At 70.4% G+C, this 12,656-nt stretch carries 15 protein-coding genes and 2 pseudogenes; 4 read left to right on the forward strand and 13 right to left on the reverse strand.

Translation table 11 applies throughout. The annotated features are described in order from the left end of the window. Positions 1 to 120 precede the first annotated feature (120 nt). A complete protein-coding gene (locus tag OP04_RS21280) occupies positions 121 to 2,145 on the forward strand; it encodes an NACHT domain-containing protein (RefSeq protein WP_033341517.1) in 2,025 nt (674 codons plus the stop codon). Positions 2,146 to 2,175: 30 nt separating this feature from the next. Here the strand turns inward: OP04_RS21280 and OP04_RS21285 are convergent, their stop codons facing one another. After that, positions 2,176 to 2,829, reverse strand: a complete 654-nt coding sequence (locus OP04_RS21285; protein ID WP_033341518.1) for an NAD(P)-dependent oxidoreductase — start codon at positions 2,827 to 2,829, stop codon at positions 2,176 to 2,178. A 7-nt stretch (positions 2,830 to 2,836) separates the two neighbouring features. After that, the gene (locus OP04_RS21290) at positions 2,837 to 3,328 is read right to left on the reverse strand and encodes an SRPBCC family protein (RefSeq protein WP_033341519.1); all 492 of its coding nucleotides are present in this window, start codon (positions 3,326 to 3,328) and stop codon (positions 2,837 to 2,839) included. An 87-nt stretch (positions 3,329 to 3,415) separates the two neighbouring features. On the opposite strand from OP04_RS21290, the gene OP04_RS21295 reads away from it, so the two are divergent. Then, complete coding sequence (locus OP04_RS21295) at positions 3,416 to 4,282, forward strand: helix-turn-helix transcriptional regulator (RefSeq protein ID WP_033341520.1); 867 nt, start codon at positions 3,416 to 3,418, stop codon at positions 4,280 to 4,282. Positions 4,283 to 4,424: 142 nt separating this feature from the next. On the opposite strand, the gene OP04_RS21300 is transcribed toward OP04_RS21295, so the two are convergent. The 9 genes and pseudogenes from OP04_RS21300 to OP04_RS21335 form a co-directional block, all read right to left on the reverse strand. Then, positions 4,425 to 4,667, reverse strand: a complete 243-nt coding sequence (locus OP04_RS21300) for a nucleoside triphosphate pyrophosphohydrolase (protein WP_051798493.1) — start codon at positions 4,665 to 4,667, stop codon at positions 4,425 to 4,427. Between the two features lie 84 nt (positions 4,668 to 4,751). Beyond that, positions 4,752 to 5,213 (reverse strand): annotated as a pseudogene (locus tag OP04_RS21305) (5'-methylthioadenosine/S-adenosylhomocysteine nucleosidase family protein); the annotation flags it as partial. Positions 5,214 to 5,334: 121 nt separating this feature from the next. Then, the gene (locus OP04_RS21310) at positions 5,335 to 5,910 is read right to left on the reverse strand and encodes a TetR/AcrR family transcriptional regulator (RefSeq protein ID WP_033341521.1); all 576 of its coding nucleotides are present in this window, start codon (positions 5,908 to 5,910) and stop codon (positions 5,335 to 5,337) included. A gap of 75 nt (positions 5,911 to 5,985) precedes the next feature. After that, on the reverse strand, positions 5,986 to 6,453 hold the full coding sequence (locus OP04_RS21315; protein WP_033341522.1) for a nuclear transport factor 2 family protein: 468 nt from the start codon (positions 6,451 to 6,453) through the stop codon (positions 5,986 to 5,988). Positions 6,454 to 6,927: 474 nt separating this feature from the next. Next, positions 6,928 to 7,446, reverse strand: a complete 519-nt coding sequence (locus OP04_RS55760; protein WP_033341523.1) for a hypothetical protein — start codon at positions 7,444 to 7,446, stop codon at positions 6,928 to 6,930. Positions 7,447 to 7,505: 59 nt separating this feature from the next. Then, positions 7,506 to 7,697 (reverse strand): annotated as a pseudogene (locus OP04_RS56830) (TniQ family protein); the annotation flags it as partial. After that, on the reverse strand, positions 7,694 to 7,996 hold the full coding sequence (locus OP04_RS21325) for a hypothetical protein (RefSeq protein ID WP_198153921.1): 303 nt from the start codon (positions 7,994 to 7,996) through the stop codon (positions 7,694 to 7,696). The pseudogene OP04_RS56830 and the gene OP04_RS21325, both read right to left, overlap by 4 nt. Positions 7,997 to 8,143: 147 nt before the next feature. Beyond that, positions 8,144 to 8,821: an SDR family NAD(P)-dependent oxidoreductase gene (locus OP04_RS21330; protein WP_033341525.1), complete on the reverse strand. Its 678-nt coding sequence runs from the start codon at positions 8,819 to 8,821 to the stop codon at positions 8,144 to 8,146. A gap of 11 nt (positions 8,822 to 8,832) precedes the next feature. After that, positions 8,833 to 9,666, reverse strand: a complete 834-nt coding sequence (locus tag OP04_RS21335) for an oxidoreductase (RefSeq protein ID WP_033341526.1) — start codon at positions 9,664 to 9,666, stop codon at positions 8,833 to 8,835. A gap of 88 nt (positions 9,667 to 9,754) precedes the next feature. Here OP04_RS21335 and OP04_RS21340 point away from each other — a divergent pair, with 88 nt between their 5' ends. Beyond that, a complete protein-coding gene (locus OP04_RS21340) occupies positions 9,755 to 10,297 on the forward strand; it encodes a TetR/AcrR family transcriptional regulator (protein ID WP_033341527.1) in 543 nt (180 codons plus the stop codon). Here OP04_RS21340 and OP04_RS21345 read toward each other — a convergent pair. After that, complete coding sequence (locus tag OP04_RS21345) at positions 10,287 to 10,898, reverse strand: TetR/AcrR family transcriptional regulator (RefSeq protein WP_033341528.1); 612 nt, start codon at positions 10,896 to 10,898, stop codon at positions 10,287 to 10,289. The genes OP04_RS21340 and OP04_RS21345 overlap by 11 nt on opposite strands. A gap of 77 nt (positions 10,899 to 10,975) precedes the next feature. Between OP04_RS21345 and OP04_RS21350 the strand changes: the two genes are divergently transcribed. Beyond that, the gene (locus tag OP04_RS21350; RefSeq protein ID WP_033341529.1) at positions 10,976 to 12,112 is read left to right on the forward strand and encodes a saccharopine dehydrogenase family protein; all 1,137 of its coding nucleotides are present in this window, start codon (positions 10,976 to 10,978) and stop codon (positions 12,110 to 12,112) included. A gap of 3 nt (positions 12,113 to 12,115) precedes the next feature. Here the strand turns inward: OP04_RS21350 and OP04_RS21355 are convergent, their stop codons facing one another. Further along, positions 12,116 to 12,646 (reverse strand): GNAT family N-acetyltransferase, encoded by a 531-nt coding sequence (locus OP04_RS21355; protein WP_033341648.1) that lies wholly within the window; start codon positions 12,644 to 12,646, stop codon positions 12,116 to 12,118. Positions 12,647 to 12,656: the final 10 nt, after the last annotated feature.

A 12,656-nucleotide genomic window follows, 5' to 3' on the forward strand; every position in this document is an offset into this window, starting at 1 on the left:
TCGGGGCCGTTGGCGTACACCCGGAAGCAGGGGTCCGATCATGCCGAGAGATCCGGCCGATCGGTCCAAGAAGCATCCGGCGCGCCCTGGCCGGTGCCGTCCAGCTAATACGATCGCGCGATGACGCTGCGGTGGATCGCGGTCGCTGTGACTTTTCTGGCGCTGCTGGCCGCAGTGGCGTTCGGATGGCGGACACAGGGCCTTGAGGGCGCCAGCTGGATCTTCGGCATCGTCGGTGGCCTGGTCGCACTCGTGATGGCGACTGCACCGTTGCTGCGCCGCGACAAGCAGGATCTGCTTCCCGACGAGTCCAAGGTCGACACCACCCATCGGCGCGTAGCAGCCCACATCGCGCGATCGATCGGCAGCGAGGCCGGGACCCGGCGGGTCGACGAGCGCCTGCGGATCCCGCTTCGCCTGTCCGTCGTCAGTCCTCCGGCGTCGGATCATTGGAGCAACGTCACTGGTCCGGCTTCCGAGCGGCTCGACATCCTGCTCCGGGGCAACCTCGACATATCCGAGACGTTCGCGAGGGCTCCCACCGGACGGCTGGTGATTCTCGGCGAACCGGGGTCCGGCAAGTCGACACTGTTGAGGACGCTCGCGGAAGATCTACTGAGGCGGATCCGCGACACGCCGCCTGGCAGCATCGCTCCCCGCCTGCCTGTTCTCCTCGACCTTCGGACATGGGATCCGGAAGCGACCTCGTTCAGGGACTGGTTTCTTGACGAGAGCGTCCGAGCCTATCCGATTCTCGCCACCGAGGACCCCGGCACCGGTGTCCGACGGTCGGTGCTTCTGCTGGACGAGGGAAGGGTGCTTCCTCTGCTCGACAACCTCGACCAGATGTCACCGGGCGCCGCGGCCGCTGCGCTGTCCCGGCTGCCAGGCGATCCGCTCGTCCTCGGCAGTCAGGACGGCTTCTACCTGAAGGTCACCCGGAGGTGGCGGACACTACCCGGCGCCGTGGTGATGAAGGTCGGTCAGCCCGAGCCCCGCAGCGTCTTCACCTACCTCCGGCTGGCCGGTCCGACCGATGACCGCGGCCGAAGCATCTGGGAACCCACGATCGCGATTCTCACCTCGGCTTCCGGGCGAAAGCGGTTCGGCCCGCTCATCAGAACGCTTCGGGTGCCGTTATTCGCCTATCTTGCCGCCCTGACCCACGCCGATCCGGCGAGTGACCCTGCGCGGTTGACCGAGCTGACGGAACGCAGCGTTGCAGACATTCAGGGCCGCCTCGCCGAAACGGCATTCGACACGTTTGTCGCGAGTCGGCGAGACCCGGTCAGGGCCAGGGAATGGCTGAAGCGGACCGCTGGCCTGACCGTGGACAACGGCGGCAGCCTCGCCTGGTGGGCGTTGCGGAAGGAGGTGCCACGGTGGTTTCACTGGTTGGTGAACTTTCTCGTCGTCGGCGCTCTCGCCGGGGCGACACTGGTCGCCGTGGCCTACCTGTCGCACATCCCGGCAGGCCCGGCATTCGTCCCCACCGTCCTTCAGTTCGGCTTTCTCGTGACCCTACTGTCCAGGTTTCGGCCGAGGACCGCACCGGGACCGCGTCGGCTGCATCTGCGGCTCAGGGGACGCTACCGAACGGCCGCCGTGTCCCTGGCGGTCGGCATCCTCGGCGGCCTGTCGATGGCGTTTATTCTGGCCGACGCCGCCGGGCTATGGCCTGCTTCCCTGATCGGCGCCTCGATCGCGATCAGCACGACGGTGGTGCCGCTGGTCAGCCGGGACGTGGACATCGACTACGTCTCGTCCCCACGCCATGGACTCAGATTCGAGCGGGACCTTGCGCTCTTCCAGGGAACCGCTATCGGCGTTGTCTCCGGCAGCTTCGTGGGACTGAGATATGGCTTCTTCGGCGGTATACCCGTCTCCGGTATCGAGGCCGGACTCGCGCAGGGCCTCATCGGAGGTGTCGGGATGTTCTTCGCCTCGGTGCTTTGCGCCGTGTTCGTGCTTTCAGTCTGGGGCGATTGGATCAAGTTCAGGATCTTCGCGGGCCTGACCGGCCGGGTTCCCTGGCGATTCCTGCCATTCCTCGAAGCGGCCTGCAGCTACGGAATCCTCCGCCAGTCCGGTGCCACCTACGAGTTCCGTCACCGGCTCATGCGTGATCGCCTCCTCACCGGCTGATTTGACGCCAGCGGCCATGCCGCGGCGCTGTCAGTAACCTACGGTGAAGCGCCTGCCGACGTGTTCCGGGCGTTCCGCCTCGTCGAGCACGGCGATCGCGAAGTCGTCGGTCGAGATCGCGCTCGTGCCGTCCTCGGCGAGGATCAGGGTGTCGAGTGCGCTGCGGTACGAGCCCGTCCGTGGGCCGGGCCCGATCCGCGCCGGTGGGCTGATCGTGGTCCAGCGGACGTCGGTGACCGTGCGGAGGTAGTCCAGCGCGTCGCCGCCCGCCCGAATGATCTGGCGCATGGTGTCGGACAGGCCGGCGTAGTCCCGGAGCAGGCTGCCGTCGGCGGTCCGCAGGGATCCGGCGCCGCCGACCGTGATCAGGCGTCGGCCGGGACCGGCCGCACGAAGCGCCGCCACCAGTGACCGCACCGCCGGTTCGGCGGTCGCGCGATGACCGGCGGCGTCCCCGTGGCCGCCGCCGACCGCGTTGATCACGACGTCCTGGCCCGCGACGCCGGCGGCGGCCGTCGCCTGGTCGCGCACGTCGCCGGCCAGCACCCGCAGCGCGGGATGCCGTCGCGTCAGCTTCGTGTGGTCACGCGCGACGGCCAGCACCTCGTGCCCACGATCAAGAGCCTCCGCGAGTACGGCCGAGCCGATCATCCCTGAGGCTCCGAAGATCGCCAGTCCTGCCATGTGTGCGTCACTCTCCCTCGGCGACGACCGCGACCATCCGGTCGAGCGCGGCCTGCATGTAACGCTGCCACAGCGGCCGGAACGGCCCGGCGACGATCCAGGCCCGTCCCGGCCGGGGCTTGAACTCGTACGTCCAGCGGATCATCGTGCCGCCGCCGTCGGGCAGGAACGAGAACTCGCCGCGGACGCCGAGAGCCAGCGTGGCCAGCGCGTTGGTGAACCCGGTCAGCTCGTAGGCGAATCCGTGGCCCTCGACGTACTCGGTGAGGGCTTCTGTGGCTTGTGAGCCGTCGGTGAAGCGCGGTCGCCGGGCGACGCCGGCGTGATCCCAGGTGTCGGTCTGGTCCGACACCTCGGCGATGCCCGGGAAGAACCGATCGGCGAGGAACACCCGGCGCAGGTCGATCGGGGCGATGATCCGGAAGGCGACCGCGGGCGTCGCGGGGGTCCGGGCAAAAACGGTGATCGGTACGGTCCGGTCGGTGCTGTCGATGAGCATGCGACCAGCCTCCGGCCGGGACCGCGCGGCAACCAGCCTCCTGCCCGGTCGTGGTACCGGCAGTACCCAGGATGCGATCATGCACCGATGAGCGCGGTAGCCTTCGGAGCCCTGGTGCGGCGGTGGCGTGATCGACTGGACCCGGCCGACGCCGGTTTCACCCGGACGGCCAAGAGTCGCGCTCCCGGGCTGCGGCGCGAGGAGCTGGCCGGTCTCGCCGGCCTCTCGGTCGAATACGTGCTGCGTCTGGAGCAGGGCCGCGCCACGAACCCGTCCGCCCAGGCGGTCGCCGCGATCACCCGCGCCCTCCAACTGCGACGCCCGGAACGGGACCAGCTCTTCCGCGCCGCCGGGCTGCTGCCGCCACAGGACGGCATGGTCGACGACCACGTGCCGCCGGGCGTCGCACGCCTCGCGGCCCGGCTCGGCGACGTGCCGATCGGCATCTTCGCCGCGGACTGGAGCCTGCTCTGGTGGAACGCGATGTGGACCGCCCTGCACGGTGACCCGGCCGTCATCCCCGAGCGGGAACGGTCCATCGTCCACATGCTGTTCGGCACCGGGGCGGCCGCCGCCTACCTCCGGCCGCTGCGGTCCGTGACCGGGCCGGACACGTTCGCGGCCACCATCGTCGCCGACCTGCGCGAGACGGCGGACCGCTATCCGGCGGACCCGCGGCTGGCGGCGCTGGTGGCCGGCTTCCGGCGGACGTCCCCGGAGTTCGCACGGCTGTGGACGACGGTCGACGCCGCGGTGCTGACCAGCGACGAGAAGACCATCACCCACCCGGAGATCGGCCCCGTGACCCTCGACTGCGACGTCCTCACGGTCCCCGGCGCCGACCTGCGCATCGTGACCTACACCGCCGCCACCGGCTCACCCGGCGCCGCCAACCTGGACCTGCTGCGGGTGCTGGCGGGAATCCGCCCTGCTCAGCATTCCCACCACAGCTGATCGGCGCGATGTCGATCCAGCGAAGCCAGGGGCGCCGTGCCGGTCTCGCACCTGACGACTCCATCGACGGGCCTGCCGCGTCGTCGGGGATCAGCAGGGTTCTCTTACTCAAGCCGGAGCTGTAACGACGCCCGGCGTCATGCTACGGCCGGTCGCCGGACCACACGATACGGTCCACGAAAGCCCCACACGCCGCTCGCTTCGTCTCGCGGAGCTTCTCCAGCCGGTGCCTGTCCACGCCGCAGCTGCTCGCCAGGGCAAACACCACCTCAACGATGTCAGCAAGCTCCTCAGGCTCACCCGACCCGAGGAACTCGTCGCCCTCCTCACAGAGCTTGTCCTCAAACAGCTGCCGATGTTCGCTCTCCGAGGCGACCCAGGTCACCGGAGTCTGCCCACGATCTCGAATGCTCATAACTCCACATCTGCCCGATGATGTCCGATCGCCAGGCGGCCTCGGGTGAGTGACTCACCGTGCGCCACTCGGGCGAGGTCGAGGATCCGGGCGTACCGAGAGCGTTGATGTTCTGACGGTCTGCGGCCGGACCGGGTGGGGCGGGGCACTCGCCTCGTCGAGGAAGTCGGTGATGATGTCCATCGCGAACTCGGCGGCGTGCGCGGCAGCCCTCGGCTGTGACCCGGCGGCGTCGACGACCTGTTTGCGGCCGTCGGCTCGGTCGCTGATACCGCGTACGGTGAGTGTCGGTGTCCGGGAGATCTGGCCGGCCCGAGCCATTCCGGCGCTTTCCATCTCGATCGCCCCGGCATCGTTGTAGTTGCGCCGGAGCTGTTCGGCCAAGGGCTGATCGCGTGAGTTGAGCACGACCTCACCCGCGGCGATCGCCTTGAAGCGGACGGGAGTCGAGTCCGGGCGGGCGCGCCATGTGCGGGCCGCGACCCGTGCGGTCTGGATGAGGGCCCAGTCAGCGTCATAGGACTGCGGCCGGGCGAGTGTAGGTTCTCATCGAACCTGATCCAGCCGGGCTTCGCTGAGCTGTGCGGATCAGATTCAGTGAGAAGGAAAGAACGGCGGATCTCTCAGTAGAGATGCTCTATTTCATCGCCTGGCTCGGCTCAGCTTGTCCGCTGAGGGTCCGCGCCCAGGGCTCGTCGACGTCGGCCAGGCCGAGGGTGAGCGTGACATTTTCGAGCATGCCTGCGCCGAACCAGTGCCGGACCGCAGCGTCGTCGTGGTTCAGGAGCTCACCGACGATTTCGACCTGCCGGGCGTAGCATTTGCGCACCGCCTCGGCGACGAGCGGCTCGTCGGCTGCGCAACTGGCCTGCATGAGGAACCGCATGACGTCCCGGTCCTGGATCAGGGTGCTATAGGCGGATCGGATCGCACGCATCGCCGCCTCCGGCTGCCGGGGCGGCCCGGCCTCATCGGCGCCGGCTCCGGTCAGAGCATCCGAGATCAGCTCGGATACGTGCAGGACGGCACCGGCGAACAACGCCTCCTTGCTGGCGAACAGGCGGTAGACGTAGGGCTGAGAGATTCCGGCTCGTTCGGCGATCTCACCAGTCGTCGTGCCGTAGTAACCCTTGCGTGCGAAACAGGCCACAGCAGCGTCGAGCACGACTCGACGGCGTTGATCGCTCTTCACGCTGGAGCCGGGGGCGGGCATGTCTCCCAGTCTTTCACTGCGAAGTGGGGACGGGGTGAGACGGGTGGATGACCCGTCTCACCCCGCCGAACCGGATCAACGCTTCGAGGGCCACGACACGTCTTGGCCACTGGCCGCCTCGTCGGGGGTCATGGACTCGATGACTACGAGAGGATTCCAGTAGTCGACGAACCGCTCGACCAGGCCCGCCTCGTCGAGGCGGATCACCGTGATGACCGTCTGCTCGTACGGCTTGCCGGTGCTGACAGCACTGCCCTCCGACCGGTATTCGGCGACTGCGGTCCGGGGGTCGGTCGTCTCGATGAACTTCACGTCGACGAACTTCACGTCGAAGGTCTGCGGGAAGCCGCGCATGTGGGCGATCAGCGCCTCGCGTCCCTGCACCCGGGTGGGCACACCGGCGGGGGCGAAGGGGAACTCGACGATGCCGTCCGTGGCGTACAGCCCGATCCACTCGTCGATCTGGCCGGACGACACCAGCCGCAGGTGCTCTGAAAGGGCGTGCTGTGCGGGGGTGAGCTCGTGGGCCGGGTTGGTGCTCATGACTGCTCCTTAGTTAGTGGTTGAACAATAACAAACCTAACCGCGATGTTGCTGAGTAGTAAGGTGAGGGCAGTCACGGCCGAGCCAAGACAGATGTCGGCACTCCGAAGGGCGATTCAGACCCAAGGTCGTAGCCCGGTGCGCGACCCGTCCGAGAGGCCGCTGCACAACGATCCGCCGGGGGAACTCGCGCACAGCGCCTGCAGCGTGTCGACGCCGTCGACGTCGATATGTCGTTGGCGAGCAGGACGGCGTGGATGCTGCGGTCGGGTTCGCGGGTGTTACGCCACTGCCAGGCGGCTAGCTCGGGCGCTCGGGCCCATCCGCTGATCGGGTGCTGCCGGCGCAGCAGCTGGTGTGGTGCGGGACGGTCGAGGTGGCGGGCGGCGTGCAGCAGGAACACCATGCCGCTGGGATCGCCGGCGGCACCGCGCGGGGTGTTCAGCAGGGCGGGGACGCTGGAGAACAGCGCGGTCAGCGCGATGGTCTCTGGAAGCGGGTGACCTGGCCGCCGATGCCGGGCAGGAGCCGCCCGCGTTCACGCCAGCGCTCGACGATCGGGTCTTGCTCGTGCCGGCGGCGTGGCCAGCTGGACCGGCTGGTGGTGAGGTGCGTGGCGGCGGCGAACGCGGCCTCGACGGTGCTGCGGCGCCGGCGCCGCAGGATGCGGTAGCGGTGTATCGCCTCCAGGATCTCGGGGGTGGCATCCAAGGACAGCTCGACGGCGGGTGGCAGGACCGTGGTGCTGCGCCGGGCGCGCAGCAACTCGTCGCGGAAGCTGACCAGGGTGCGGCGGTGCTGGACGCAGACGGGCAGCGCATCGCGCCGGATCCGGACCAGCGCGGGTATCCGGGCGCCGCGGCGGGCCGCGCAGAGCGAGCAGGGCCGGACCACCGCCGGGTCCTTGAGCACGAACGCGTCCCAGAACCGCGACGGCCTTTCGGCGTCTTCGTCGGAGAAGGCGGTGCGGGTGGACAGCGTGGTGCGTAGCACCGGCTCCGATAGCCGGCCAGCACCGCCAGGCGCTGCCGTGCGGCGCGGTTGAGGATCAGGTCTTGGGTGGGCAGCGGCTGCATGCCGTGGTGGTAGGAGTCGCTGAGGTGGCGCACCAGCAGGCCGGTGTCGACGTGGTTGGCGTGCGCGAGGCGGCGCAGGAACGAGATCATCAGTTCGCCAGGCAGCGGCGCGATCCGGAGCGGCAGCGTCCGCAGCTCGGTCTGCGAGTAGTCGGGTCTGGTGCTCATGCCGAGGCAGCGCGGCGTGTGCGGGCGTCGCGGCGTGGCCGGGGCGTCGGTGGGGCGGTGAGGGCTCGTGGGTGCTCGGCAGCGTGGTCAAGCACGACGGTGTCCAGGCCGGCCTTGGTGATGCGTTCGGTGCTGTCGAAGATGGCCTCGATGGCGGCGTCGCGGATCAGGTGCGACAGGCTGCCGATCATCCCACCAGTGCGTTCGTGCAGGTATCCGGCCAGCCGGACCAGGGCGCCGGGGCGGTGCTGGTGCAGCCGCAGCGCGTGCTCGAGCGACAGCGCGGTCAGTACCGCCACCTGCACGCCGTCCTGTGAACTAACGACCTCAGGATAACTGTGCCCAATGGACGGAATGTTGTCCCAGCCGCTTCGCGGGCGCGGTCATGCGTACTCAATGCATTTCTTACGTACGAGCTGGTTTGGCGGACCTGCAAGCCCGTCTGTCTATAGGCCGCTGAGTGACTCGTCGAGGTAGAAGAGTTCTGGCTCGGTGCGGTCTCGTACGAGTTCGGCGTAGGACTCGGCGATGACGTCCGGATCGGACTTCGGGCCGCCTCGGCCGATCCAGGCGGCGATGGCGACGTGGGCGGCGTAGATGCCCTGTGGGGCCAGCGCGGCGTGCAGGTGCAGGGTCCAGTTGCGCAGGGCGGCGGTGGCGGCGGCGATGTTGCCGAACGGCGGGTGGATGACCGGGCCGGAGGAGGCGCCGGTGCTGACCACGATGGTCCCGGATCCGCGCGAGATCATGGCGGGCAGCACGGCCTGGACCGCGGTGATGCCGCCGTACAGGTAGTACTCGATCTGCCGGGAGACGCTCTCGACGGTCAGATCAGTGGCGGCGACGGGTGCGAGCGGACCGGCCTGGCCGGGCGCGGGCGAGTATTCGAGGAAGTCGACGCCGCCGAGATCCTCCGCAGCCGAGGTGAGCGCGTCGTGCAGCGTCCGCGGCACCAGCACGTCCGCCGGATAGCCGTAGGCGTCGACGCCGTCGCCGCGGAGCCGCTCCGTCAGCGATGCGGGGTTCCGGGAGATCAGCGCGACGCGGTATCCGTCACGCCCGAATCGGCGGGCGAGGGACGCGCCGAGGCCGGGTCCTGCGCCGACGATGGCAAGTGTGGGCATGTCTGTTCTCCTCAGGCGGGGTGGTCGGTGCTCAGGGTCAGGTCTCGATTCCGTGCGATCTGTTCGCCGGACGCCTGCAGCGCGGTCGTGACGCCGGCGAGCGCGTCGCTGCCCAGCAGCAGTTGCACCGGTGGCTCGGCGAGCGAGATCAGGCGCATCACCGCGGCGGCGGCCCTGGCCGGATCGCCCGGTTGGCTGCCGTTGAACGCGGCCCGCGCCGCGCTGATCCGGTCGACGAGCCCGTCGTAGTCGGCGATGCCGCGCGTGGCACGAACCATCGACCGACCCGACCATTCGGTACGGAAGGCGCCCGGCGCGACCGCGGTCACCCGCACCCCGAAGGCGGCGACCTCGGCCGCGAGCGCCCGCGTGATCCCCTCCAGCGCGAACTTGCTCCCGTTGTAGAACGACAGCGTCGGCCCCGGCACCAGGCCACCGACCGACGTGATGGTGATGATGTGACCGCGCCGCCGCACCCGCATGCCGGGCAGGACCGCCTTCATGAGCGCGACCGGCCCGAACACGTTGACCGCGAACTGTGCCCGGAGCTCGTCCATCGACGACTCCTCGAAGCTGCCCTCGTGCCCGTAGCCCGCGTTGGCGATCAGCACGTCGATCGCCCCGGCCGTCGCCTCGACGTCGGCGACCAGCGCCTGGGCCAGGTGGTCCGTGCCGGCGCCGACGTCGAGCACCCGGCCGATCGCCCGGCCGGGTGCCAGCCGCTCGAACTCGGCCACGGCGTCGCCGGTGCGCACCGTGCCGACCACGGTGTGCCCGTCGGCCAGCGCCGCTTCGGCGAAGGCACGGCCGAGCCCGCCGCGTACCCCGGTGATGAAAATGATCATGCGGAAACGTCCCCGATTCAGATTACTTACACGAAAGTAAGCTACTTGGTGATCGACACGCTAGGCTCCTCGGCGAAGGGGGTCAAGGGTGAACACCGGAACAGACCGACGTCGCACCGACACGCGGCAGCGCATCCACGCGGTCGCGCTGGAGGTGTTCTCCGAGGTCGGCTACGAGCGCGGCACGCTGCTGCAGATCGCGGAGCGGCTCGGCATCACGCGGCCCGCGCTGTACTACCACTACCGCAACAAGGGGGAGATCCTCGCCGCGCTGCACGCCGACCTGGCGCAGTCCGTCGACGACATCATCGACTGGTCACGGTCGCAGCCGTCCGGCCGGGCGAACCGCCACGAGACGCTCCGGCGCCTCCACGACCTGCTCCGCGGACCGTGGGGGACGTTCACGCGATTCGCGCAGGCCAGCGAGGCCGCGATCCGCGACCTGTCCGCCACCGAGGACTACAACAAGCGGATGGACGCGATCGGCGCACTCCTGGCGCCCACCCCTGACGCCGCGGGCCTCCTCCGCGGGCAGCTCGCCCTGTCCGCGCTGTTCCTGGCCGCGGTCGGCGGCGACAGCGGGGCGCGCGCGGACGCCGCACTGGAGATCGCCTCCGAACTCACCCGGTGACGGTGTGCAGATCGAGCGCCTGCGGTAGCGCGGCGGTGTTCTCCCGGACGGCCGTGCACAGCCGCGCGCGGTCGGTGGCGCCGGTGAGGTGCCACTCGTCCATCGCCTCGCGGTAGGCGACCACGAGGATGCCGCGGGCCAGCCGCGCGTGCCGGCGTGTCGCCGGGTCCGCGGGCAGCGTCGCGGCGACGACGTCCAGCGCCTGGAAACTGTGCTGCTCGCACGAGGAGATCGCGGCCGCGTCCACGGCCGGGGACTCCGCCGCGATCCGGATGCTGTCCCGGGCCTGTGCCTCCCAGCCGTCCGGCATCGCCTCGATCGTGGTGACCAGCGCGTCGGTCAGCGCGGCCACCAGCGGCCCGGACGGCGGTGTCCGCGTGACGGTGTGCAGGAAGGCGTCCCACAGGTCGTTGAGCGGCGCGAGCGCCAGCTCCTCCTTGCTGCGGTAGTACCGGAAGAACGTGCGCTTGGAGACCTCCGTCTCCGCGCAGAGCCGCTCGACCGTGACCGCGTCGAACCCCTCCGCGAGGAAGAGCGGCAGTGCGGCGCCGACCAGGGCCTGCCGGGTCCGGTCCTTGTGCCGCTCGCGGAGTGTGGTCATGGCTGCATCGTACGACCCGCAAAGTGCCACCGAGTAGCACTTGACACCGGGTGGCATCCGCCGGAAGGCTGATGGCCATGTCGTCTCGCGAGTTCGATCTGGTGGTGTACGGCGCGACCGGCTTCGTCGGACGCCAGGCAGTCGCCCACCTCACCGCGCACGCGCCCCGCGACCTGCGCTGGGCCGTCGCCGGACGCGACGCCACCCGGCTGGCCGCGCTCGGCGCGCCGGTCCCCGCGCTGGTGGCCGACGCGACCGCGCCCGGCGAACTCGCGGCGCTCGCCGGCCGTACCCGCGTGGTGGTCAGCTTCGCCGGCCCGTTCGCGCTCTACGGCGACCTGCTGGTAGAGGCCTGCATCGCGGCGGGCACCCACTACTGCGACATCAGCGGCGACCTCGCACGGATCCGCCGGCTGATCGACCGGCACGACGCGGCCGCGCGCGCCGCCCACGTGCGGATCGTGCCGTTCGCCGGCCTCTGCTCGCTCCCCGCCGACCTCGCCGTCCATCTGCTCGACCGCAAGCTCGACGGCGGCCTCACGCTGGCCAAAGCGATCCTGGACCCGGGAAACGGCACCTTCAGCGGGGGTACGGTCGCCAGCATGATCGACGCGGTCGACTCCGGCGACGAGGAGGGCGAGCGGGACCCGATGCTGCTCGGCCCGCCCCGGAGCCCCGACCCGGTCGAGCGTGATCCGCGCGGCCTGCGCTACGACCGCGACCTGCGCGCCTGGGTCGCGGCCTCGCCCACCGGCCTGTCCGACACCCGGGCGGTCCGACTCAGCGCCACCCTGTCCGGCCGCCCCGGCCTGCGCTTCCAGGAATACCTCGCGTTCCCCGGCCCGCTCGGCGTCGCCCGCACGGTCACCACACGCCTGCTGCTCGCCGTGATGCACGCGGCGGTCCGGCGGCGTCCCACCCGCGCGCTCCTCACCCGCCTCACGCCGCCCGGCGCGGGCCCGTCCGCGCACCAGGTGGAGAACGGCCGCCTGCGCCTGCGCGTGTGGGGCAGCGACGCCTCGGGGCGCACCGCCGAGGTGTCGCTGCTCGCTCCCGGCGACCCCGGCAGCCGCGTCTCCGCGATCGGCGCCTGCGAGTGCGCCCTGCTGCTGGCCACACGCGACGCCGGCCCGCACGGCCTGATCACCCCGTCCGTCGCGTTCGGCGAGGAACTGGCCGTGCGGCTGCGCACGGCCGGCTTCACCATCGCCTGAGGCTCAGCTCCGGGCCGGGATCGGCAGTACGAAGTGGACGGTCCCGGAGCCGTGCGGCTCCGGGCGCTCGTCGTGGACCCGCTCGGCCAGCGCGGTCCAGAACGCCTCCGCGCCGGGCGAGACCGGGTCGGTGTGCAGGTAGGCGTCGGTGTATCCGCCGTCGGCCGCGATGAACCCGAGCAGCCGGTCGACGATCGCGCGGGCCAGCCCCTGGCGGCGGTGCGCCGGATCGACGTAGACCCGGCAGAGCTGCGCGGTCGTCCCCGACGGGTAGCGTGCGGCCAGCCACGGCGGCCCGGCCGGCCCGTGCGACCGGACGCCGCCGGTCGCCACCACCTCGCCGTCATGCTCCGCGACGAGCAGCGTGTGCCGCTCCGGCGCGAGGTAGGAGCCCTCGACGTCGATGATGTCGCCGTGCCACCGCGGCACGTACCCGGTGCCGAAGTCCCGGTAGACCGTGTCGAGCATGACCCGGCGCGCACCGGGCACGTCCGCGGACTCGGCGGTACGCAGGCGGTAGGCGGGGGCGACCATGATCGTCATT

This window comes from Catenuloplanes japonicus, assembly GCF_000717135.1.
Taxonomy (GTDB): domain Bacteria; phylum Actinomycetota; class Actinomycetes; order Mycobacteriales; family Micromonosporaceae; genus Catenuloplanes; species Catenuloplanes japonicus.